Origin of the sequence: Acidovorax sp. SDU_ACID1 (assembly GCF_045291395.1) — a bacterium.
GTDB lineage: Bacteria > Pseudomonadota > Gammaproteobacteria > Burkholderiales > Burkholderiaceae_C > MR-S7.
Window position 1 is genome coordinate 264,123 of record NZ_CP152342.1, and the last position, 21,301, is coordinate 285,423.

Sequence of the window (21,301 nt, forward strand, 5' to 3'; positions counted from 1 at the left end):
GTCAATCGTGGACTCCCCATTATGGAACCGGCAGGCGTACGGCGCTTGTCATGCACATGACGCCGCCTGCCAGCGTACTATCCATCGGCCTCGGTACTGCGCTCCAGAATCGCTTTGCGCAGGGAATACAGCCAGGAGTCCATTGGCTGCCCCAGATCCGCTGCCAGCCAGCTGGCGGCGACGGCTGGGGGAACTGTGATCTGCCCATGGGTTGCGCAGTCCTGCCATTTGGTCAACAGGTCTTCGTCGGTCACCGGATCTTGCGGAGAGCCCGGTGCCCAGTCCACCGCCATGGTGTCGCTCCATCCGCAGCCGGTAATGGTCACTTGTACCGGCGCGGTTTCCAGTGGTTCGTGCGGCCCGGTGCGCTCCTTCACACGGATGCGGGCCATTTGGGGGCGCAGCGCGGGGCGCTGCACGGCGGCGTCGCTGAAGCTGCCCAGACCGACATGGCCGTCCATCCACGCCACGGCGGCGCAGTAGGGCGCGCTGAACTTGGCCTGCAGCCCGGTGCGCGGCTGAGGGTGCTTGAGGGGAGCCGTGCCACCCGGAGGGAACAGCACGTCGATGGACACGGGCGCATGGTCTATTGGTGGCGGGCGGCGTTCCCGCAGGCGCTGGATGCCCGCGATCATGCGGTGCGTCAGGTAGCAGCTCGGGTAGCGTTTGGTTTCGAATCCGGGTGCCATTACGGCCCACGGCGTCGAGGCATCCCGAAGGGGCGGATCGAGCCGTGCTCCGCCTGTGAATGCGTGCGCGAATGCGGCGAGGGCATCGTCGCTCGCGGTGGCGCCCGCGCGCGCCAGCGCCACGGCCCGGAGCGCGGAGCTGGCCGCGAAACCCACGTGCAGCGGCTTGGTATCCGTGCCGAAGTTGGCGCGCAGGCCGCAGGCGGAGCTGGCCGCGATTGACAGCGCCGCGTGCCACTGTGCCAGAGGCAGCCGCAGCAGGTGGGCACAGGCGGCAGCCGCGCCCACGGCGCCCAGCGTGCCGGTGGCGTGGAAGCCCAGCGCATAGTGGCCGAAGCCCAGCCAGGCGCCCAGCCGCAGCATGGTTTCCGTGCCCACGAGGTGGGCAGCGAGCAGGTCGGCCAACGCGATCTCTTCTGGCGCGTGGTCGATCCCCGCGAGCAGCGCCGACACCACGGGCGCGCTGGGATGGCAGGTGGCGAGCATGCACACGTCGTCGTAGTCCAGCGCATGCGAGGCGGTGCCGAGCACGAGCGCCCGGTGCTCGGCACCGGCCGTGTCGGCGGCACGTGCGGCTGCGCGCGCGGCAGGCTCGCCGGCACCGCCTACCATGCAGGCCAGGGTGTCGAGCCATGCGCGGCGGGCGTGTTCCATCGCGGCTGGCGCGATGGCCGGGGCGCGCTGTGCATGGATCGTTTCGGCCAGGCTCCAGAAGCCGGTATTCACCTTTGCGTCCATTGCGGCTCCCTTTTTTCGTTGAAGGCGCGTATGCCTTCGAGCCGGTCCGGTGAGCGCACCAGCAGGTTGTGGAATGCCAGGTCGAGGGCATAGCCGCTGCGGAAGTCGCAGTCCGCTCCCTGCTGCAGGGTGACCTTGGCGGTGCGTATGGCCATCGGCGCGGCGCGCGCGATGTCACGCGCGATTTCCAGCGCGTGGGCCAGATGCGTGCCTGCGGCTACGCATTCATTCAGGATGCCCCACTCGTGCGCCTGCCGCGCCTGCACGCGCGCGCCGGTGTAGAGCATTTGTTTGGTCTTGCGCACGCCGATGGCGCGCGTGAGGTTCTGCAGTCCGCCGCCGCCGGGCAGGAAGCCGCGCTTGACCTCGGGCAGGGCGATGTCGCAGGTGTCGTCGCCGATGATGAAGTCGCACATCAGCGCCAGCTCGATGCCGCCGCCATGCGCGATACCGTGCATGGCGGCGATCACGGGGCGCGGGAAGTCGCGCACCAGCAGCAGCACGTCTTCGATGAGCTGGTGCTGCGCAGCCCAGTGCGCATCGCTCATGCCGTTGCGCTCCTTGAGGTCGCCTCCGGCGGAGAATGCGCGCGCGCCGGCGCCCTGGATGACGAGGCATGACAGCGACGTGTCGTAAGCCAGTTCGCGCAGCAGTGTCCACAGCTCGCGCCACATGGCGGTATTGAAGGCGTTGAGCACCTCGGGGCGGTTGAGCGTCAGCACCGAGACGCCGGGGCTGGAATCTTTCTCGAACAGCAGGGTTTCCATGGCGGGTTTCCTCAATAAGAACGCGGCATGTCCAGCAGATGCTGGGCGACGTAGGCCAGCACCAGGTTGTTGGAAATCGGCGCGGTGCGGAACAGGCGCGTTTCCTTCCATTTGCGCTCGATGTCGTATTCGGTGGCCACGCCGTAGCCACCGTAGGTGGTCATGGCAGCCTCGGCAGCCTCCCACGATGCTTCGGAGCACAGGTACTTGGCCATGTTGGCTTCGCCGCCGCAGGGCTGCCCCTGGTCGAACAGCGTGGCGGCCTGGTTGCGCATGAGCTCGGCCGCGCTCAGGCTCATGTGCGCCCGTGCGATCGGAAAGGCCACGCCCTGGTTGGCGCCGATGGGCTTGTCGAAGACTACCCGGCCGGTGGCATAGGTGCGCGCGCGCTCGACGAACCACTTGCCGTCGCCCACGCATTCGCTGGAGACGAGCAGGCGCTCGGCGTTGAGCGAGGACAGCAGATACCGGAAGCCCTGTCCCTCCTCGCCTACGCGCCACTCATCGGCCACTTCGAGGTTGTCGATGAACACCTCGTTGGTGTGGTGGTTGAGCATGGTGTCGATGGTGCGCGGCTGCAGTGCCTTGCCGGCCTGGGCGATGTCCACCAGGAACAGGCTCAGGCCGTCGGTCTTGCGGGCGACGTCCTCATAGGGCGTGGTGCGGGCCAGCAGCAGGTACATATCCGACTGGCGAAAGCGCGATGTCCAGATCTTCTGGCCGTTGATGACATAGCCGCCGTTCACCTTCTTCGCGAAGGTCTTGATGCGCAGCGTGTTGGAGCCGGCATCCGGCTCGGTCACGCCGAAGGCCTGCAGGCGCAGAGCACCCGTAGCGATGCGCGGCAGGATGGCTTGCTTCTGCGCCTCGCTGCCGTGCTGCAGCACGCTGGCCATGGTGTACATCTGAGCATGGCACGTGGCTGCGTTGCCGCCCTGGCGGTTGATCTCCTCCAGGATCACGCAGGCGTCCAGCAGGCCCAGCCCCGAGCCGCCGTACTGCTCGGGAATCAAAGCCGCGAGCCAGCCGGCTTCGGTCATGGCCGCCACGAACGCGTCGGGGTAGGCCTCGCGCGCGTCGCAGTCGCGCCAGTACGCATCGCCGAAGCGCCGGGCCAGTTCGGCCACTGCGGCGCGGATCTCCTGCTGGGTGCTCGAATACGCGAAATCCATCGTGTCTCCTTTCGGTCAAATCTGTACGGCGCCGCTTTGCACCAGCTGCGCGATGCGTGCATCGCTTACCCCACAGACCCGCAGCAGGGCTTGCGAGTCGGCGCCCACCCGGGCGCTCAGGTGGTCCGAGAACTCACGCTCGCCGTCGAAGCGGATGGGCGTGCCGATGGCGTTCAGGGGCTCGGATTGGCCGCCATCCCAGTGCAGCGGGCGGGCCATGTCCACGGCCTCGATCTGCGCGTCCTGCATCACTTGCGACAGGTCGTGCACGGGGCTGACTGGTACGCCCTGGGCTTCCAGCCGGTCGATGACCGTTGCCACTTCCATCGTGCGGGTGACGGCCTCCAGCGTGTCGTGCACCAGATCCCGGTGCTTCACACGCTCGGCGTTGGTGGCAAAACGTGTGTCCTTGGCCAGATCATCGTGTTCCAGTCCCCGCAGCAGCTTGCGGAACAGCCGGTCGTTACCGCAGCCGATGAAGACGTGGCCGTTCGTGCACTCGAACACCTCGTAGGGCATGAGCATGGCGGTGGCCGAGCCCATGCGGCGCGGCAGCTTGCCAGTAGCGCTGTAGTTGGCAATCGGGTTGGTCATCCAGGCTACGCCGCTTTCCAGCAGCGAAGTGTCGATGCGGCAGCCGTGCCCACTGTCCTTGCGCTGCGAGATCGCCGAGACGATGCCGAGTGCCGACCACAGGCCGGTGCCGATATCGACCATGGACACGCCCACGCGGGCAGGCGGCAGCCCGTCGTGGCCGTTGACGGACATGATGCCGGCATAGGCCTGGATCAGGGGGTCGTAGCCAGGAAAGGCTGCGCGCGGCCCGCTGGTGCCATAGGCACTGATGGCACAGTAGATCAGGCCGGGCCGTCCCAGCGCCAGGGCTTCGTAGCCCAGGCCGCGCTGCTCGGCGCTGCCGGGCTTGAGCGAATGAACGAAGACGTCGTCGGGCTGCAGCAACTGGACAAGCAGAGCCTGGCCGTCCGGGTGATCGAGGTCGATCGCAAGGCTCCGTTTGCCACGGTTGAAAGTGGCATAGGTGGGAGACATCGCCTCGCCGATGTTCGGTGCCCAGTGGCGGGTGTCGTCGCCAGCGCCGGGCCGCTCGATCTTGACGACCTCCGCGCCGAGGTCGGCCAGCACCTGGGTGCAGTAAGGACCTGCGACGTTCTGCGTGAGGTCGATGATGCGTTGTCCTGCCAGGGGTTTCATGGGGCTTTCACTTCTGTTGAGGCGAGGATTGGGTGATGCTGCCGCCGGAGGCGTGGCGCAGCGTGACGGCATACTGGAACCGGTCCTGCGGGTGCAGCGAGTCGGTCACCTCCAGCAGGGCGCGTTGCTGGCCGTAGTACCAACGCTGGATGCTTAGTAGCGGCTCGCGAGGCTTGCAGCGCAGCAGCGTGGACTGCTCCCGCGTGGCGATGGCGATGCCGATGACCTGGCGCACTTCGCTGACCATGCGGCTGTGCAGCCGCTGTACCTCGATGAACACCGGCAGTCCGGAGCGCCCGGAGGCCTCGATGGCCGGCCTGCTGGCCTGAGGCACCCAGACCGAGGACAAGACGATGGGGGCGTCCTGTTCCGCGGCCGTGCGCAATGTGCGGGCCTGGCACCATGCCTCGCCGGCGCCCGCGCCGATCCACTCGGCGGTGGGGCCGTCCAGTACGACCTCCTTCACGTCCAGGATGCGTACCGTGGTGTTGCGTGCGTAGAGCGCCAGATCCGAGATGTCCTGCAGCGAGTGCGATGGCGTCTGCTCCGGTCTGCGCCGCAGCACGCGCGTGCCCACGCCCTGGTGGCTGGTGACCAATCCTGCTGACTGCAGTTCCGCCAGCGCCGCACGCACCGTATGGCGGCTGACCTGTAGTTCCTTGCAAAGTGCGGTTTCCGCCGGCAGCAGGGCGCCGACGGGCCAACGCCCGCATTCGATTCCCTGGGCCAGATGGGCGCAGACGAGATTGCGTTTGCCTGTGTAGGTGGTTGGATTTGGAGCCGGCATGGGTGGATTGGCTTGTACGGACAAGCTTCGTGGATCGCGCTGGCCCTTGGAGTTCGGGACAACCCCTGCTTGTCCGGTGGGTGGCGGACAAGCGGGGGTTGTCCCGCAAGGAGCGCCGAAGGACCGATTTCTATACTGACTTTGGCCTCGAGCGGGGCCCGATTCCGGCGCTTGCGCATTCGCGAATGGTGCCGCCAACAATGGAGACAACGGCTGGCGGAAAAACTCCGTCCGGCCCTTTCAGGAGCTTGCCATGCCCTTCGATTCAGAACGATCCCATTCGGCCCTGGGCCGCCGCCATTTGCTTGCCCTGGGGGCAGCCTCGCTGGCGGCCCATGCCTTGCCTGCGCATGCCGGCGATGCCTGGCCCACCAGGCCCATCCGCATCGTCGCAGGTCAGGCGCCAGGGTCGTCTAACGATTCGACTGCGCGTGCGTTCGCCGACTACGCGTCGCAGAAACTGGGCGTGCCGGTCGTGGTGGAGAACAAGCCTGGCGGCGGAGGCATGATCGCCGCGGAGAACGTGGCGCGCTCCGCACCCGACGGCTACACGCTGCTGATATCGCTGCACAGCCAGCCTGCGCAGGCCCCGGCGCTGCTAAAGAAGCCGCCGATCGACACCGACAGGGATCTGCTGCCGATCGCGGCCATGGGCGTAGGCCCGGTGGTCGGCGTGGTGAACAAGGATTTTCCTGCCCGGACGCTGGAAGAGGTGATTGCCTATTCCAAGAAAAAGCCGGTCAACATCGGCAACTATTCCATCGGATCGGGCTGGCAATTGATGCTGGCCCAACTGGCCAAGGACACGGGCGGGCAGTTCAACGTCGTCAATTACAAGGGTACCGGAGCCATGCTGATGGACCTGTATGCAGGCACCATCGACATGGGCGCAGGCTCGCTGGCGGGTGTGGGTGCGGGGCTCGACAAGGGTGCCATCCGGCCGGTAGTGATCACCGTCGGAGAACGGTCGGGCAGACTGCCGGGCATCCCGCGCTGGGTCGATGCAGGCTTCAAGGGGCCGGCCTACGAGGATCTGGCCGAGTGCAACATGCTGTTCGCGCCCGCCGGCACACCGCCTGAAATAGCCCGGCGGCTGGCCGATCTGATGGTCTCGTCGGTGAGCGAGTCGCCGCGTATCAAGACGGTGCGTGAGGCCCTGCATGAGGAAGGCCCGATCCTGACGGGAGAACCGCTGCGCCAATTCATCGACCGTACCTGGCCGAGCTACCGGCGCATGACGCGCGAGCTGAATCTGAAAGTGGACTGAGCTGCGGCCTTCGGCGCCGCATGCGTCAGGCGGTGGCGTGACGGCCCAGCAGGTACAGCAATTGCGCGCGCGCCTCGGGCCACTCGCCCGCGCGCATGCTGTACATCACCGTGTCTCGGATCGTGCCGTCGCGGCGCGGTGCGTGGCCGCGGATCACGCCGTCCTTCTTCGCGCCCAGGCGCTCGATGGCGCGCTGGCTGGCGAAGTTGAAGTTGTCCGTGCGCCAGCCCACCACGTGGCATTGCAGCGTGTCGAAGGCGTGGCCCATCATGAGCAGCTTGGCGGTGGTGTTCACGTGGCTGCGCTGCACGCTCTTGGCGTACCAAGTCCAGCCGATCTCCACGCGCCGCACGGCGGGCAGGATGTCGTGGTAGCTGGTGCTGCCGAGCACGCGGCCGGTGGCGTCCTCGACCACGGCGAAGGCGAAGCGGTGGCCTTCCTCGCGCATCTGCAAGGCGGTCTCGATGTAGGCGCGCGTGTCCTGCGGCTCGGGCACGGAGGTGATGCGCAGCTTCCACAGCTCGCCATCGGCCGCGGCGGCAGCCAGGCCTGCCTCGTGGGACAGGGCCAACGGCTCCAGGCGCACGCCGCGCTCGCGCAGGGTGACGGATTGCACGAATGCCATGCTCAGTTCTCCTTGTGTTCGGTGGACGCGGCCCGCGTCGTGCGCCAGCGCCGGGCCAGGTGCAGGCCCAGGCCGCCGCCCAGGCCCACGAGGGCGATGCCCAGGATGCTGCCGGTGCCGTAGCCCTCGGCGAAGATGTCCCAGCCCAGCAGGCGCGTGGCCCAGAAGCCCGTGAGCGCGCCGCCCACGAAGCCCACGGCGTCCGACGCGCCCTCGATCAGCAAACGGCGTGCGGTGCTCATCGTGCGCGCCCGGTCAGCGGTTGCGCTGGTTCATGAAGACCAGCTTCTCGAACAGGCTCACGTCCTGCTCGTTCTTGAGCAGCGCGCCCACCAGCGGCGGCACGGCGACCTTGTTGTCGGCGGTCTGCAGGGCTTCGAGCGGGATCTCCTCGGCCACGAGCAGCTTGAGCCAGTCGATGAGTTCGCTGGTCGAGGGTTTCTTCTTCAGGCCAGGCAGGCCGCGCACGTCGTAGAAGGTCTTCATCGCCACGGTGAGCAGGTCGCCCTTGAGCGTGGGGAAGTGCACGTCGACGATCTTCTTCATCGTCTCGGGCTCGGGGAACTTGATGTAGTGGAAGAAGCAGCGGCGCAGAAAGGCGTCGGGCAACTCCTTCTCGTTGTTCGAGGTGATGAAGACCAGCGGGCGGTGCTTGGCCCGCACCATCTCGCGCGTCTCGTAGCAGTAGAACTCCATGCGGTCGAGTTCGCGCAGCAGGTCGTTGGGGAATTCGATGTCGGCCTTGTCGATCTCGTCGATCAGCAGGGCCACGGGCCGGTCGGCCGTGAAGGCCTGCCACAGCACGCCCTTGACGATGTAGTTGTGGATGTCCTTCACGCGCTCGTCGCCCAGCTGGCTGTCGCGCAGGCGGCTCACCGCGTCGTATTCGTACAGGCCCTGCTGCGCCTTGGTGGTGGACTTGATGTGCCACTGCAGCAGCGGCATGTCCAGCGCCTGCGCCACTTCCTCGGCCAGCATGGTCTTGCCGGTGCCGGGTTCTCCCTTGACCAGCAGCGGGCGTTGCAGCGTGATGGCCGCGTTCACGGCCAGCATGAGATCTTGGGTGGCGACGTAGTTCTGGGAGCCTTGGAATTTCATGGGCCGATGAATAGGGAAATCGTTGATGAAAGGGCTTGACAGGCGCTGGCTATAATCGTTTGCTGATCAGCCGAGACAACCAATCACTGAGATTGTGCGCGCAAAATGAAAAAAGCATTGACCACGATATTCGGCCTGACTGTCGCATGTGCGACCGGCCTGCTCCACGCGGAGGAAATCAAGGGGGACGCCAAGGCAGGGGCCCAGAAGATCGCCATGTGTATCGGCTGCCATGGCATCCCCGGCTACCAGGCCAGTTTCCCCGAGGTGCACAAGGTGCCCATGATTTCCGGCCAAGGCGCGAAGTACATCGCCGTTGCGCTGGACGCCTACAAGAAGGGTGACCGCAAGCATCCCACCATGCGCGGCGTCGCCGACTCGCTGACCGAGCAGGACGTGGCAGACGTGGCCGCCTACTACGCCGAGCACGGCAAGCAGGGCGAGGTGCCGGCCAAGCCGTCGCGCGAGCCCAGCGCGCAGGTGGCGCAACTGCTGCAAAAGGGCGCCTGCGTGTCCTGCCACGGCGAGAACTTCTCCAAGCCCATCGACCCGAGCTATCCCAAGATCGCGGGCCAGCATGCGGACTACCTCTTTGTGGCCCTCAAGTCGTACAAGACCGACAAAGGCGCCTACGTGGGCCGTTCCAACGGCGTCATGGCGGGTATCGCCAAGCAGTTCACCAACGCCGAGCTGAAGGCGCTCGCAGGCTACGTGAGTTCGCTCGACGGCGACCTGCAGGTGGTGCCGCAGTCGCGCTTCCGCTGACCGCGGATTCCGCTGCATTCTTCCAAAAGCCCGCTATTGCGGGCTTTTTTCGTTGTGCACGCGCGCCGTGCTATCTGGCACGGACCAGTGCGGAATCGTTGTCCGCGCGGAAGGTGCTTCCTACAATGGCGCGCTATGCGTTTCCTGGTTTCCACCCCGTGCGTGCGTATCGTGCGGCTCGCTTCGGCGGCCGTGGCGTCGGCACGCGCCATGCGCAGGATGGGTGTTCTGAAACCAGCGTCGCCGGCCGCAGATCTCCTGGCCCGGCGGTGCTCCTCCTCCCTCGCTTCCTGAGAGCGTCATCCCGTACCGCCGGGCGCCATGCCACGGCGCGCACGCCGCATGTCCGTGGCCTTGCGCGATGACGCAGCCGCCGCCGGCGCCATGGGTGCGCCGGCGCTCTCGTTCGCCGACCAGGAGCTTTCCCCATGCGCATCCAATCCATCGTGGCCCTCACCGACTTCTCCACCGCGGGGGAGTTGGCGCTGGACCGCGCGGCGCTGCTGGCCGCCGCGCACCAGGCGCGCCTGCACATTCTTTTCGGCGCCGAAACGCCGCATCCCCGATTCACCGATCCGCAGGCGCGCTTGGAGCAGCGTGCGCGCCAATTGGCCCGCAGGCATGGGCTGCCCGTGCAAGCGCTGGAACACCGGGGTGGCAGTGTGGCCGGCGAGGCGCTGCGCGCCGCGGCCGGCGCGGACCTGCTGGTGATGGACCGGCGCCCGCCCGCAGGCATGGCGGGCCTGCTGGGAGGCAGCACGCTGGCACGGGTGCTGCGCGCCAGTTCCTGCCCGGTGCTGGTGGTGCAGCAGCCGGTGCACGGCGCCTATGCGCATGTGCTCGTGGCCGTGGACTTTTCCGCCGCGTCGGACGCGCTGGTGCGCTACGCGGGCGGACTGGAGGCCGCGGCCGCGGTAGAGCTGTTCCATGCGGCGGACCGGCGCTGCGAATCCACGGCGCAGGCCCTGCGGGACTACCGCCACGAGGTGCGGCGGCAAACGCAGGGCCGGCGCGTGCGCCTGTCCGATGTGTTCGAGGCGCGCCGCAACCGCGTGGGCATGGCCGTGGGCGCAGGCGACAGGGCGCGCCAGCTCGCGGTGCAACAGGAGAGCGCGGGCGCGGACCTGGTGGCGCTGGCGCACCGCCGCCGCGGCTTGCTGGGGGACCTGCTGCGGGGCAGCGCCACGCGGCGGGTGCTGGACGGCGTGGGCTGCGACGTGCTCGTGTACCCGCAGGACTACCCGGGCACGCAGGCGGGTGCTCAGTCCGCCGTGGCGCGCCGCTGGACCGAGGCGACGTAGGCCTCACCGTCGGGTGGGCGGCCCGAGCGCTGGGCCTCCCACAGCATCTGTCCCAGGCATTCCATGGCCACGTGGTGCGCCTCGTGCAGCGAATCCAGGCGCCGGGCCAGCAGCTCCACCGCCTGGCGAATGCCGCGCGGCTGGTCGATGCTGCACTGCTCGCTGATCGACAAATGCATGGACAGATGCAGGAAGGGGTTGGTGTGGCCGGGCGTCTCGTCGTAGTTGCGCGCGATGGCCGCATCCGCGTCGGACAGGTCGGCGTGGTATTCGGGGTGCTCGGCTGTCCAGAGGCCGGCCAGCGTCTCGATGGCCTCCATGGGCTGGCCGGCCTGCTGCTTGGCGTGTGCGGCGCAGAAGAAGCGGCGCACGTCTGCTTGGGTGGGCTTGAACATGGCTGCGAGCTTAGCGGGTGCGCAGCGTGCGCGAGATCGCCTGCGCCGTGGCCAGCAACTCGGGCAGCAACTGCTCGCGCATCACCTGCGCGCTCGTGCGGTTGGCCTGGCCGCTGATGTTGAGCGCCGCCACGGTGACGCCCGCGCGGTTCTTGAGCGGCGCGGCGACGGAGATCAGACCCTCCTCCAACTCCTGGTTGACCAGGCACCAGCCTTGCTCGCGCGCCTCGCCGATGCGCGCGAGCAGCGTCTCGTCGTCCAGCAGCGTGTGCTGCGTGAACTGCCGGCGGGGCAGGGTGGCCAGGCGCGCGCGCAGGCCGTCCTCCGGCAGGTCGGCCAGCAGCACGCGGCCGAGCGAGGTCCAGAACGCCGGCAGGCGCGAGCCCACGGCGAGGTTGGTGCTCATGATCTTGTGGGTGTGCACGCGCAGCACGTAGACGATCTCCTGCCCGTCGAGCACGGCGGCGGAGCAGGACTCGTGCACCCGGTCGGTGAGCGCTTCCATCTGTGGCTCGGCCAGGTCCCAGATGGGCATGGAGGTGAGGTAGGCGAAGCCCAGGTCCAGGATGCGCGGCGTGAGGCGGAACAGCCGTCCGTCGCTTTCCAGGTAGCCCAGCGTCTGCAGGGTGAGCAGGATGCGCCGCGCCCCGGCGCGCGTGAGGCCGGTGCGCGCGGCCACTTCGCTCAGCGTTTGCTGCGGCGCAGCAGCGCTGAACGAGCGGATCACCTCCAGCCCGCGGGCGAACGACTGCACGTAACTGTCTCCTGGCCTAGGGTTACTACCTAGTTCCGAGGGGTGTTCATTCATGGGTGATCCTCCTAAAATTCATTATACGAACAAAAGTTCGAATTACGAACAAATCCACCCTCCAATTTCCAGCGAGACATGATCAACAAGATTGCGGATTCCATCGCCGAGGCGCTTGCGGGCGTGCAGGACGGCGCCACGGTGCTCATCGGCGGCTTCGGCACCTCGGGCAACCCCATCGAGCTCATCGACGGCCTCATCGCCCAGGGCGCGCGCGACCTCACGGTGGTCAACAACAATGCGGGCAATGCCGACGAAGGGCTGGCCGCGCTGCTCAAGACCGGCCAGGTGCGCAAGATCATCTGCAGCTTCCCCCGCCAGGTGGACAGCTGGGTGTTCGACGACCTCTACCGCGCTGGCCGGATCGAGCTGGAACTCGTGCCCCAGGGCAATCTGGCCGAGCGCATGCGCGCGGCGGGCGCGGGCGTCGGCGCCTTCTTCTGCCCCACGGCCTACGGCACGCAGCTCGCCGAGGGCAAGGAGACGCGCGAGATCAACGGAAAGCATTACGTGCTGGAGTACCCCATCTACGGCGACGTGGCGCTGGTGAAAGCCGAGAAGGGCGACCGCTGGGGCAACCTGACCTACCGCATGGCCGCGCGCAACTTCGGCCCGGTGATGGCGGCGGCCGCGAAGTTCACCGTGGCCACGGTGCACGAGATCGTGGAGCTGGGCGCGCTCGACCCCGAGGCCGTGGTGACCCCCGGCATCTACGTGAGCAAGGTGGTCCAGGTGCCCCGCGTGGCGACCAAGGCCGGCGGTTTCAAGAAGGCGGCCTGAACATGAGCAACTACACCAAACGCAGCAAGTCCGAACTCGCCCAGCGCGTGGCGCAGGACATCTTCGACGGCGCCTATGTGAACCTCGGCATCGGCATGCCCACGCAGGTGGCCAACTACATCCCCGCAGGCCGCGAGGTCATCCTGCACAGCGAGAACGGCATCCTGGGCATGGGCCCGGTGCCGGCCGAAGGCCAGGAGGACTACGACCTGACCAACGCCGGCAAGCAGCCCGTGACGCTGCTGCCCGGCGGCTGCTTCTTCCACCATGCCGACAGCTTCGCGATGATGCGCGGCGGCCACCTCGACATCTCGGTGCTCGGCGCGTTCCAGGTCTCCGCCACGGGCGATCTGGCCAACTGGAGTACGGGCGAGGCGGGCGCCATTCCCGCCGTGGGCGGCGCGATGGACCTGGCCGTGGGCGCCAAGCAGACCTGGGTGATGATGGACCTGCTCACCAAGGCCGGCGAAAGCAAGGTGGTGCAGGCCTGCACCTACCCGCTCACGGGCCTGGCCTGCGTCAAGCGCATCTACACCGACCTGTGCACGCTGGAATGCACGCCCCAGGGCCTGCGCCTGATCGACACCGTGCCCGGCCTCACGCATGTGGAGCTGGAACGCATCCTCGGCCTGCCCATCCAGCAATAAGCATCGAATCGACCTCCAGCGCTTGCTGAGTAAGCGCTGGCAGCTCACTTTTTCATAGTTCCTGCCAGGAGACACCATGACCCAAGCCTTCATCTGCGACGCCGTGCGCACCCCCTTCGGCCGCTACGGCGGCGCGCTGGCCGGCGTGCGCGCCGACGACCTCGGCGCCGTGCCCATCCGTGCGCTGATGCAGCGCAACAGCGGCGTCGACTGGGCGGCCGTGACCGACGTGCTCTACGGCTGCGCCAACCAGGCCGGCGAAGACAACCGCAACGTGGCGCGCATGTCCGCGCTGCTCGCGGGCCTGCCCATCGACGTGCCCGGCGCCACCATCAACCGCCTGTGCGGCTCGGGCCTGGACGCCGTGGGCTCGGCCGCGCGCGCCATCAAGGCCGGCGAGGCCGGCCTGATGATCGCCGGTGGCGTGGAGAGCATGAGCCGCGCCCCGTTCGTTAGCCCCAAGGCCGAAAGCGCCTTCAGCCGCAGCAACGCGGTGTACGACACCACCATCGGCTGGCGCTTCGTCAACAGGCTGATGAAGGCCCAGTACGGCGTGGACTCCATGCCCGAGACGGCAGAGAACGTGGCCGACGACTTCCGCATCGAACGCGAGGCGCAGGACCGCATGGCCCTGGCCAGCCAGCAGAAGGCCGCCGCCGCCATCGCCGCGGGCCATCTCGCCCAGGAAATCGTGCCCGTCACCATCGCCCAGAAGAAGGGCGACCCCATCGTGGTGAGCCAGGACGAACACCCGCGCGCCACCACGCTGGAGGCGCTGGCCAAGCTCAAGGGCGTGGTGCGCGAAGGCGGCACGGTGACGGCGGGCAATGCCAGCGGCGTGAACGACGGCGCCTGCGCGCTGCTGCTCGCCAGCGAAGAATCCGCGAGGCAATACGGCCTGACGCCGCGCGCCCGCGTGGTGGGCATGGCCACGGCCGGCGTGGCGCCGCGCATCATGGGTTTCGGCCCCGCGCCCGCCGTGCGCAAGGTGCTGGCACTCACGGGCCTGACGCTCGACCAGATGGACGTGATCGAGCTCAACGAAGCCTTCGCGGCGCAAGGCCTCGCCGTGCTGCGTGATCTGGGCATTGCCGACGACGACAAACGCGTGAACCAGTGGGGCGGCGCCATCGCCCTGGGCCATCCGCTGGGCGCCTCCGGCGCACGCCTCGCCACCACGGCCGTGAGCCAGCTCCACACGCTGGGCGGCCGCTACGCGCTGTGCACCATGTGCATCGGCGTGGGCCAGGGCATCGCCGTCATCCTGGAGCGCGTATGAAACAGAGCCCCCACGCTTCCTCGCTTCGCGTAGTCCGCTGCCCCCCGAGGGGGCCGCTTTTTCATCTTGGGGCGGCCCGGCGATGAAAAAAGAACGCGTCCTCATCACCGGCGGCGGCGCGGGCATCGGCGCCGCCACGGCCGAGCGCTGCCGTGCCGACGGCTACGAGCCCGTGGTGATCGACCGCGCGGTCGACCACGTGCCCGGCGGCATCCAGGCCGACCTCTCCAACCCTGCCGAGACGGCGCGCGCGCTGGAGCAGGCGCTGGCCGGCGGCCCCATCACGCGCCTCGTCAACAACGTGGGCATCGTCGTGCCGGCTGAGGCGGCCGACCAGACGCTCGCGCAGTTCGACCTGGCCGTGGCGCTCAACCTGCGCTGCGCGCTGCAATGCATGCAGGCGCTGCTGCCTGGCATGCGCGCGGCGGGCTTCGGGCGCATCGTCAACATGTCTTCGCGCGCTGCGCTGGGTAAGGAACTGCGCACCGCGTATTCGGCCACCAAGGCCGGCCTGATCGGCATGACGCGCGTGTGGGCGCTGGAGCTGGGGCGCCACGGCATCACCGCCAACGCCATCGGCCCGGGCCCCATCCGCACCGAGCTGTTCGACAAGGCCAACCCGCCGGGCGCGCCGCGCACCCAGGCCATCATCGACGCCGTGCCCGTCAAGCGCGTGGGCACGCCCGAAGACATCGCGCACGCCGCGTCCTACCTGCTGGATGCGCGCAGCGGCTTCGTCACCGGCCAGGTGCTCTACGTCTGCGGCGGCATGACCGTCGGCGTGGCCGGCGTCTGACTGCATCCCTCCCCTTTTCAGAGACAAGGAAACGCCATGAACTCCACCTTCCGCACCGCCCGCCGCACCCTGCTGGCCGCCGCCATCGCCGCCGCCCTGCCGCTGGGCGCTTCGGCCCAGAACTTTCCCACCAAGCCCATCACCATCGTCGTGCCGTTCTCGGCCGGCGGCACCACCGACATCCTGGCGCGCATCGTCGGCCAGGCCTTGACGACCGAGCTGGGCCAGTCCGTGGTCGTGGACAACAAACCCGGCGCGGGCGGCAACATCGGCGCCTCGCTCGCGGCCAAGGCGCAGCCTGACGGCTACACCTTGTTCATGGGTACCGTGGGCACGCATGCGATCAACGAAGCGCTCTACAAGAAGATGCCCTTCAACCCGATCAAGGACTTCGCGCCGCTGTCGCGCGTGGCGACCGTGCCCAACCTGCTCGTGGCCAACCCCAAGCAGCCGTACAAGACCGTGCAGGAGCTGATCGCCTACGCCAAGGCCCATCCGGGCGAGGTGAACTTCGGCTCCTCGGGCAGCGGCAGCTCCATTCACCTGTCGGGCGAGCTGTTCAAGAGCATGGCCAAGGTCAACATGGTACACGTGCCCTACAAGGGCAGCGCCCCGGCCGTGACCGACCTGCTGGGCAACCAGATCCCCATCATGTTCGACAACATGCCCTCGGCCATCCAGCATGTGCGCTCGGGCAAGCTGCGCCCCATCGCCGTGACCACGGCCAAGCGCTCGCCCGAGCTGCCCGATGTGCCCACCATCGCCGAGGCCGGCGTGCCCGGCTACGAGGCCACCTCGTGGTTCGGCATGTTCGCCGTGGCGGGCACCCCGAAGCCCGTGCTCGACAAGCTGCACGCCGCGCTGGCCAAGGTGCTGAGCCAGCCCGACGTGAAGAAGAAGATCGCCGATCAGGGCGGCGACGTGGTGGTGGAGACGCCCGAGCAGTTCGCCGCCTTCATCAAGGCCGAGACGGCCAAGTGGGGCAAGGTGGTGAAGGAGTCGGGCGCGACGGCCGACTGACAGGTGCTATCTGAAAAATAGCTGCCAGCGCTTGGTGGACAAGCGCTGGCAGCTTTTTCATGCTGAATCGCCGCGCGCGGCTTCCTGCGCTTGCATGCGCTCCTGCCGCTCCTTGGCCATCTGCTCGATGAGCTGGCGGCGGCCCTGCTTGGCCACGGCGATCATGGCCTCGCGGTCGTGGTGGTGCTCGTACATGAGGTCGGACAGGTGGATGTTGTGGGCGCGGAAGCGCTCGGCCAGGAACTGGGCTTCCTGCGCGGGCACGCCCGAGAGTTCGAGCACCGTGCGCGCGGTGCGCAGGCTGGACTCGAACAGCTCGCGCTGCACGTGCGTCACGCCCAGGTCGCGCAGCGCGTGCCAGTGCGTCACATCGCGCGCGCGGGCCACGATCTCCAGCTGCGGGAAATGCTTGCGCGCGAGCTGCACGATCTTGAGCGACTGCTCGGGCGCGTCCACCGCCACCACGAGGATGCGCGCGTGCTCTGCGCCTGCCATGCGCAGCAGGTTCACGCGCGTGGCGTCGCCATAGAAGACGCGGTAGCCGAAGGTGTGGGCCACCTCGAGCATCTCCACGCTGTGGTCGAGCACCGTGGCGGGAACGCCCTGCGCGAGCATCATGCGCGCCACGATCTGCCCGTAGCGGCCGAAGCCCGCGATGATGACGGGCGCGGTCTGCGGCTCGGCCATCGCGTCGGCGTGCTGGGGCTCGGCCTTGAGCGTGGCGTGGCGCTTGAGCAGCGCGCGGTCCAGCCACACCAGCAGCAGCGGCGAGAGCAGCATCGACAGCGCCACCGCGCCGATGAGCAGCGAGGCCATCTCCGCCTCGATGGCGCGGAAGCTCACCGCGCTCTGGAACACCACGAACGCGAACTCGCCGCCCTGCGCGAGCAGCAGCGTGAACACCGGCCGCTCCTGGTAGGGCATGCCGGTCACGCGCGCGAGCAGCCAGATCACCACGGCCTTGGCGGCGAGGAAGCCCACGACCAGCGCGAGCATGGTGAGCGGCTGGCGCAGGATCACGCCGAAGTCGATGCTCATGCCCACGGCGATGAAGAACAGGCCCAGCAGCAGGCCCTTGAAGGGCTCGATGTCGGTCTCCAGCTCGCGGCGGTACTCGCTGTCGGCCAGCAGCACGCCCGCGAGGAAGGCGCCCAGCGCCATGGACAGGCCCACCGACAGCATCAGCATGGCGATGCCCACCACGAGGAAGAGCGACGCGGCGGTGAAGATCTCGGGCGTATTGCTCCTGGCGATCCAGCGCAGCAGCGGGCGCAGCAGCAGCCGCCCGCCGAGCACGATGGCGCCCACCACGCCGACGATCCGCAGCGCCTCGGGCAGCAGGTCCTGCGCGCCGTGCGCGTGCGCCGGCCCGCCCACGCCCAGCAGCGGCAGCAGCGCCAGGATGGGAATGGCCGCCACGTCCTGGAACAGCAGGATGGAGAACGCCTTCTGCCCGCTGTCGGTGCCCATGAGGTTGCGCTCGGCGATCACCTGCAGCGCGATCGCGGTGGACGACAGCGCCAGCCCCAATGCGCCCACCAGGCCGACGCGCCACGGCAGCCCCCAGGCCCATGCGGCGGCCCACAGCAGCGCGGCGCAGCCCAGCACCTGCGCCGTGCCCAGGCCGAAGATGGGGCGGCGCATGCTCCACAGGCGGCTGGGCTGCAGCTCCAGCCCCACGAGGAACAGCATCAGCACCACGCCGAACTCGGCGAAGTGCAGGATGTCCTGCACGTTGCTCACCAGCCCGAGGCCCCACGGCCCGATGGCGATGCCCGCCGCGAGGTAGCCGATGATGGAGCCGAGCCCCAGCGCCCGCGCGATGGGCACGGCGATCACGGCCGCGGCGAGGTAGGTGAATCCGTAGGTGAGCCAGACGGGGGCGTGGGCCATGGTGGAGAAGGGGCGGGGCAGCGGGGGAGCCGGAAATTTTGCACCGATAGAATCCCGCCTTCGTTTTCGTAGGACTCTCTCCTGATGGACTGGCATACCTGGATGGCTTTCTTCGCGGCATCGTGGGTGATTGCCATCTCGCCCGGCTCGGGCGCGGTGCTGTCGATGAGCCATGGCCTGTCGTACGGCGTGCGCAAGACGGGCGCCACCATCCTGGGGCTGGAGCTGGGGCTGCTGCTCATCCTCGTCGTGGTGGGCGCGGGCGTGGGCTCGCTGCTGATCGCGTCGGAGCTGGTCTTCAACGCCGTCAAGGTGCTCGGTGCCTGCTACCTCATCTACCTGGGCTGGTGCCAGTGGCGCGCCGGTGCGAAGGGCACGCTGGGCGGCGACCTTGTGGCCGTGCCCGCGGGCTGGCGCCGCCGCGTGCTCACGGGCCTGTTGACCAATGCCACCAACCCCAAGGGCATCCTCTTCATGGTGGCCGTGCTGCCGCAGTTCCTGACCGACGCGCGCCCGCTGTGGCTCCAACTGCTGGTGATGGCCGTTACCATGCTCTCGGTGGACCTGATCGTCATGAACGGCTACGCTGCCAGCGCCAGCGCGCTGCGCCGCCTGATGCAAAGCGCCAGCGCCATGCGTGCGCAAAACCGCGTGTTCGGCGGCCTGCTGATGCTGGTGGGGGCGGGGCTGTTCTTCGTCAAGCGCGGCACGCAGCACGGCTGATACTATTGAAAAGAGAGCTGCTCGCGCTTGCTGGATAAGCGCCAGGGCCCGTTTCATTGTCATCAATGTTGGAGGCACGCATGCCGGTGGTCGCAGTCGCAAATCCCAAGGGCGGCGTGGGCAAGTCCACGCTGGCCACCCAGATCGCGGGCTATTTCGCCAGCCGGGGCCACACGGTGGTGCTGGGCGACGTGGACCGCCAGCAGTCTGCGCGGCTGTGGCTGCAGCAGCGCCCGGCGGCGGCGCGGCCCATCGGGCTGTGGGACGTGAACTCCGACTGGATCGGCAAGCCGCCCAGGGAGGCGACGCACGCCGTGCTGGACACGCCCGCGGGCCTGCACGGATGGCGGCTCAAGGACGTGCTGCGGCTGGCCGACCGCATCGTCGTGCCCTTGCAGCCCAGCGTGTTCGACATTTTCGCCACGCGCCAGTTTCTCGACGACCTGGCCGAGCACCGGCTGGGCGGCCAGGCGCAGGTCGGCATCGTGGGCATGCGCGTGGACGCGCGTACCCTCGCCGCCGACAAGCTGCATGCCTTCGTCGACAGCCTCGGCCTGCCGGTGCTGGGCTACCTGCGCGATACGCAGAACTACATCCACCTGGCCGCGCACGGGCTGACGCTGTTCGACCTGTCGCCCGGCCGCGTGGCGCGCGACCTGGAGCAGTGGCAGGGCATCTGTGCCTGGCTGGACGGCGCTGGCGCCTGATGTCGCTTGCCGGACAAGGACCGCACGGCCCGCTGGCTACAGTCGCCGCATGAAAACCTTCCGCAGCTATTCCGAGGTGGCCGCCTGCATCGGGCAGGAGGTGGCTGTGACCGACTGGATCGAAGTCACCCAGGCGCAGGTGAACCTGTTCGCCGACGCCACGGGCGACCACCAGTGGATCCACACCGACCCGCAGCGTGCGGCGCAGGGGCCGTTCGGCACCACCATCGCCCACGGCTTCCTGACCTTGTCGCTGCTGCCGTGCTTCATGGAGGCGGCGTTCGCCATCGAAGGCGCGCGCATGGGCGTCAACTACGGCCTGAACCGCGTGCGCTTCCCGGCGCCCGTGCCCGTCGGCAGCCGCCTGCGCGGGCGCCTGACGCTGGCCGCGGCCGAACCGGCGCCGCCGGACGGTCTGCAGATGGCCTGGGAAGTCACCGTGGAGCGCGAGGGCGGCGACAAGCCCGTGTGCGTGGCCGAGGCGCTGGTGCGCAGCTACGGCGCGCCTGCCGGCTGACCGGTCAGGGTTGCGCGGCGGCGACCGGCGCGGGCGTGAGGAAGCTGTTTTGCCGCCAGGCCTCGTACACCGTGACCGCCACCGCGTTCGACAGGTTCAGGCTGCGCTGCGTGGGCAGCATGGGCAGGCGCAGGCGTTGCGCGGGCGGGAAGGTCTCGCGCAGCTCGGCCGGCAGGCCGCGCGATTCGGCGCCGAACACCAGCCAGTCGCCCGGCAGGAAGCCGGTGTCGTAGACGGACTGCGTGGCGTGCGTGGTGAGCGCGAACATGCGCGAGAGGTCGGGCTCCTCGTCGCGCAGCAGCGCCGTCCAGCCGCCGTGGCGGCGCACGTCGGCGTACTCGTGGTAGTCCAGCCCCGCGCGGCGCATGAGGCGGTCTTCCATCGAAAAGCCCAGGGGCTCCACCAGGTGCAGCATGCAGCCGGAGTTGGCGGCCAGCCGGATCACGTTGCCGGTGTTGGGCGGGATCTCGGGCTCGACAAGGACGATGTGGAACATGCGGCTATTGTCGGCGGCGCGCGGGCAGGCGGGGGCGCTCGTCGTAAAGAAACGTATCGCCGCCGGCCCGCGTCACTCCGTGCGCGCCAGCACCAGCGCCGACACGTGCCGCGCGCCCGCCTCGCGCACCAGTGCGGCTGCAGCGTGCAGGGTGGCGCCCGTGGTCATGACGTCGTCCACCAGCACCACCTGCGTGCCCGCCAGCAGCGGCGCGGCCTGGGGATCGAGCGCGAAGGCGCCGCGCAGATTGCGCAGGCGCTGCGCGCGCGGCAGGCCGCTCTGGGCTTCGGTGGCGCGGCTGCGCAGCAGCACGCCGGCGTGCACGAGGGGAGCCGCCAGCGCGCGGGCCAGCAGCAGAGCCTGGTTGTAGCCGCGCTCCTGCAGCCGCGCCCGCGACAGCGGGACGGGCAGCACCCAGCGCGCCTGGGCCAGCGCATCGCGGGCGCCCGGGGCCTCCCGCATGAGGCCGGCCAGCGCCTGCGCCCAGCCGGGGTCTGCGCGGAACTTGAACTCCGCCAGCGCGCCGGCCCAGGGGTAGCCATAGGGCACGGCAGCGATGCAGGCGTCCAGCGGTGGCGGATGGGCCAGGCATTCGCCGCAGCGGGCCAAGCCCTCGGGCACGGTGCGCGCGCAGGTGGCGCAGCGCGCCTGCGCCGGGACGAACTGGCCGCGGCAGGCCGCGCACACGCGCTGCGCGGGCCATGCGCGGCAGACGGCGCACTGGCTCGGCAGCAGGGCCGCAAGGTGGTTGGCCCAGGGCCGCGAAATCCCCGTGGAGCGCGTGAAACGCATGGGCTCAATATACTCGCGGCCATTTGC

24 protein-coding genes are annotated in these 21,301 nt (G+C 68.7%); 11 read left to right on the forward strand and 13 right to left on the reverse strand.

Annotation, left to right across the window (positions count from 1 at the left end):
* Positions 1-77: 77 nt before the first annotated feature.
* From AAG689_RS01180 to AAG689_RS01200, 5 genes are read right to left on the reverse strand one after another with little or no spacing between them, the layout of a single operon-like run.
* Positions 78-1,427, reverse strand: a complete 1,350-nt coding sequence (locus AAG689_RS01180) for an MmgE/PrpD family protein (RefSeq protein ID WP_406624427.1) — start codon at positions 1,425-1,427, stop codon at positions 78-80.
* Entirely contained in the window at positions 1,412-2,194 is a 783-nt protein-coding gene (locus tag AAG689_RS01185; protein WP_406624428.1) for an enoyl-CoA hydratase/isomerase family protein, read from the reverse strand. Before AAG689_RS01185 ends, AAG689_RS01180 begins: the two co-directional genes overlap by 16 nt.
* A gap of 11 nt (positions 2,195-2,205) precedes the next feature.
* Positions 2,206-3,366: an acyl-CoA dehydrogenase family protein gene (locus AAG689_RS01190; protein WP_406624429.1), complete on the reverse strand. Its 1,161-nt coding sequence runs from the start codon at positions 3,364-3,366 to the stop codon at positions 2,206-2,208.
* A 15-nt stretch (positions 3,367-3,381) separates the two neighbouring features.
* Positions 3,382-4,578, reverse strand: a complete 1,197-nt coding sequence (locus tag AAG689_RS01195; protein WP_406624430.1) for a CaiB/BaiF CoA transferase family protein — start codon at positions 4,576-4,578, stop codon at positions 3,382-3,384.
* A gap of 7 nt (positions 4,579-4,585) precedes the next feature.
* Complete coding sequence (locus AAG689_RS01200) at positions 4,586-5,365, reverse strand: GntR family transcriptional regulator (RefSeq protein ID WP_406624431.1); 780 nt, start codon at positions 5,363-5,365, stop codon at positions 4,586-4,588.
* A gap of 253 nt (positions 5,366-5,618) precedes the next feature.
* Here AAG689_RS01200 and AAG689_RS01205 point away from each other — a divergent pair, with 253 nt between their 5' ends.
* Positions 5,619-6,632 (forward strand): Bug family tripartite tricarboxylate transporter substrate binding protein, encoded by a 1,014-nt coding sequence (locus AAG689_RS01205; RefSeq protein WP_406624432.1) that lies wholly within the window; start codon positions 5,619-5,621, stop codon positions 6,630-6,632.
* 25 nt (positions 6,633-6,657) lie between these two features.
* Here the strand turns inward: AAG689_RS01205 and AAG689_RS01210 are convergent, their stop codons facing one another.
* From AAG689_RS01210 to AAG689_RS01220, 3 genes are read right to left on the reverse strand one after another with little or no spacing between them, the layout of a single operon-like run.
* Positions 6,658-7,257 carry a GNAT family N-acetyltransferase gene (locus tag AAG689_RS01210; protein WP_406624433.1) on the reverse strand — a complete coding sequence of 200 codons (600 nt, stop codon included), beginning with the start codon at positions 7,255-7,257 and terminating at the stop codon, positions 6,658-6,660.
* Positions 7,258-7,259: 2 nt separating this feature from the next.
* Positions 7,260-7,499, reverse strand: a complete 240-nt coding sequence (locus AAG689_RS01215; protein ID WP_406624434.1) for a hypothetical protein — start codon at positions 7,497-7,499, stop codon at positions 7,260-7,262.
* A gap of 13 nt (positions 7,500-7,512) precedes the next feature.
* Positions 7,513-8,355, reverse strand: a complete 843-nt coding sequence (locus AAG689_RS01220) for a MoxR family ATPase (protein WP_020230769.1) — start codon at positions 8,353-8,355, stop codon at positions 7,513-7,515.
* Positions 8,356-8,460: 105 nt separating this feature from the next.
* Here AAG689_RS01220 and AAG689_RS01225 point away from each other — a divergent pair, with 105 nt between their 5' ends.
* On the forward strand, positions 8,461-9,120 hold the full coding sequence (locus AAG689_RS01225; protein ID WP_406624435.1) for a c-type cytochrome: 660 nt from the start codon (positions 8,461-8,463) through the stop codon (positions 9,118-9,120).
* A 428-nt stretch (positions 9,121-9,548) separates the two neighbouring features.
* The gene (locus AAG689_RS01230) at positions 9,549-10,421 is read left to right on the forward strand and encodes a universal stress protein (protein ID WP_406624436.1); all 873 of its coding nucleotides are present in this window, start codon (positions 9,549-9,551) and stop codon (positions 10,419-10,421) included.
* Here the strand turns inward: AAG689_RS01230 and AAG689_RS01235 are convergent.
* Positions 10,382-10,816, reverse strand: a complete 435-nt coding sequence (locus AAG689_RS01235; protein WP_406624437.1) for a DUF1841 family protein — start codon at positions 10,814-10,816, stop codon at positions 10,382-10,384. The genes AAG689_RS01230 and AAG689_RS01235 overlap by 40 nt on opposite strands.
* A 10-nt stretch (positions 10,817-10,826) precedes the next feature.
* Positions 10,827-11,624 carry an IclR family transcriptional regulator C-terminal domain-containing protein gene (locus tag AAG689_RS01240; RefSeq protein ID WP_024001726.1) on the reverse strand — a complete coding sequence of 266 codons (798 nt, stop codon included), beginning with the start codon at positions 11,622-11,624 and terminating at the stop codon, positions 10,827-10,829.
* A gap of 78 nt (positions 11,625-11,702) precedes the next feature.
* Between AAG689_RS01240 and AAG689_RS01245 the strand changes: the two genes are divergently transcribed.
* The 5 genes from AAG689_RS01245 to AAG689_RS01265 all read left to right on the forward strand — a co-directional run bounded on the left by AAG689_RS01245 (position 11,703) and on the right by AAG689_RS01265 (position 16,146).
* Positions 11,703-12,404, forward strand: coding sequence for a 3-oxoacid CoA-transferase subunit A (locus tag AAG689_RS01245; RefSeq protein ID WP_020230764.1), 702 nt, complete (start codon positions 11,703-11,705; stop codon positions 12,402-12,404).
* Positions 12,405-12,406: 2 nt separating this feature from the next.
* Complete coding sequence (locus AAG689_RS01250) at positions 12,407-13,051, forward strand: 3-oxoacid CoA-transferase subunit B (RefSeq protein ID WP_406624438.1); 645 nt, start codon at positions 12,407-12,409, stop codon at positions 13,049-13,051.
* A gap of 76 nt (positions 13,052-13,127) precedes the next feature.
* Positions 13,128-14,330 (forward strand): 3-oxoadipyl-CoA thiolase, encoded by a 1,203-nt coding sequence (pcaF, locus tag AAG689_RS01255; protein WP_406624439.1) that lies wholly within the window; start codon positions 13,128-13,130, stop codon positions 14,328-14,330.
* 82 nt (positions 14,331-14,412) lie between these two features.
* Positions 14,413-15,126, forward strand: coding sequence for an SDR family oxidoreductase (locus AAG689_RS01260; RefSeq protein ID WP_406624440.1), 714 nt, complete (start codon positions 14,413-14,415; stop codon positions 15,124-15,126).
* Between the two features lie 36 nt (positions 15,127-15,162).
* Positions 15,163-16,146, forward strand: a complete 984-nt coding sequence (locus AAG689_RS01265) for a Bug family tripartite tricarboxylate transporter substrate binding protein (RefSeq protein WP_406624441.1) — start codon at positions 15,163-15,165, stop codon at positions 16,144-16,146.
* Positions 16,147-16,203: 57 nt separating this feature from the next.
* Here AAG689_RS01265 and kefC read toward each other — a convergent pair whose 3' ends face one another.
* Positions 16,204-18,039 carry a glutathione-regulated potassium-efflux system protein KefC gene (kefC, locus tag AAG689_RS01270; RefSeq protein ID WP_406624442.1) on the reverse strand — a complete coding sequence of 612 codons (1,836 nt, stop codon included), beginning with the start codon at positions 18,037-18,039 and terminating at the stop codon, positions 16,204-16,206.
* Positions 18,040-18,123: 84 nt separating this feature from the next.
* On the opposite strand from kefC, the gene AAG689_RS01275 reads away from it, so the two are divergent.
* From AAG689_RS01275 to AAG689_RS01285, 3 genes are all read left to right on the forward strand, one after another.
* Positions 18,124-18,762 (forward strand): LysE family translocator, encoded by a 639-nt coding sequence (locus tag AAG689_RS01275; protein ID WP_406624443.1) that lies wholly within the window; start codon positions 18,124-18,126, stop codon positions 18,760-18,762.
* A gap of 80 nt (positions 18,763-18,842) precedes the next feature.
* Positions 18,843-19,469: a ParA family protein gene (locus AAG689_RS01280; RefSeq protein WP_020230757.1), complete on the forward strand. Its 627-nt coding sequence runs from the start codon at positions 18,843-18,845 to the stop codon at positions 19,467-19,469.
* A 49-nt stretch (positions 19,470-19,518) separates the two neighbouring features.
* Positions 19,519-19,986 carry a MaoC family dehydratase gene (locus AAG689_RS01285; RefSeq protein ID WP_406624444.1) on the forward strand — a complete coding sequence of 156 codons (468 nt, stop codon included), beginning with the start codon at positions 19,519-19,521 and terminating at the stop codon, positions 19,984-19,986.
* A gap of 4 nt (positions 19,987-19,990) precedes the next feature.
* On the opposite strand, the gene AAG689_RS01290 is transcribed toward AAG689_RS01285, so the two are convergent.
* Both AAG689_RS01290 and AAG689_RS01295 read right to left on the reverse strand, forming a co-directional pair.
* On the reverse strand, positions 19,991-20,482 hold the full coding sequence (locus tag AAG689_RS01290; RefSeq protein ID WP_406624445.1) for a tRNA (cytidine(34)-2'-O)-methyltransferase: 492 nt from the start codon (positions 20,480-20,482) through the stop codon (positions 19,991-19,993).
* 72 nt (positions 20,483-20,554) lie between these two features.
* Positions 20,555-21,274 (reverse strand): ComF family protein, encoded by a 720-nt coding sequence (locus AAG689_RS01295; RefSeq protein WP_406624446.1) that lies wholly within the window; start codon positions 21,272-21,274, stop codon positions 20,555-20,557.
* Positions 21,275-21,301: the final 27 nt, after the last annotated feature.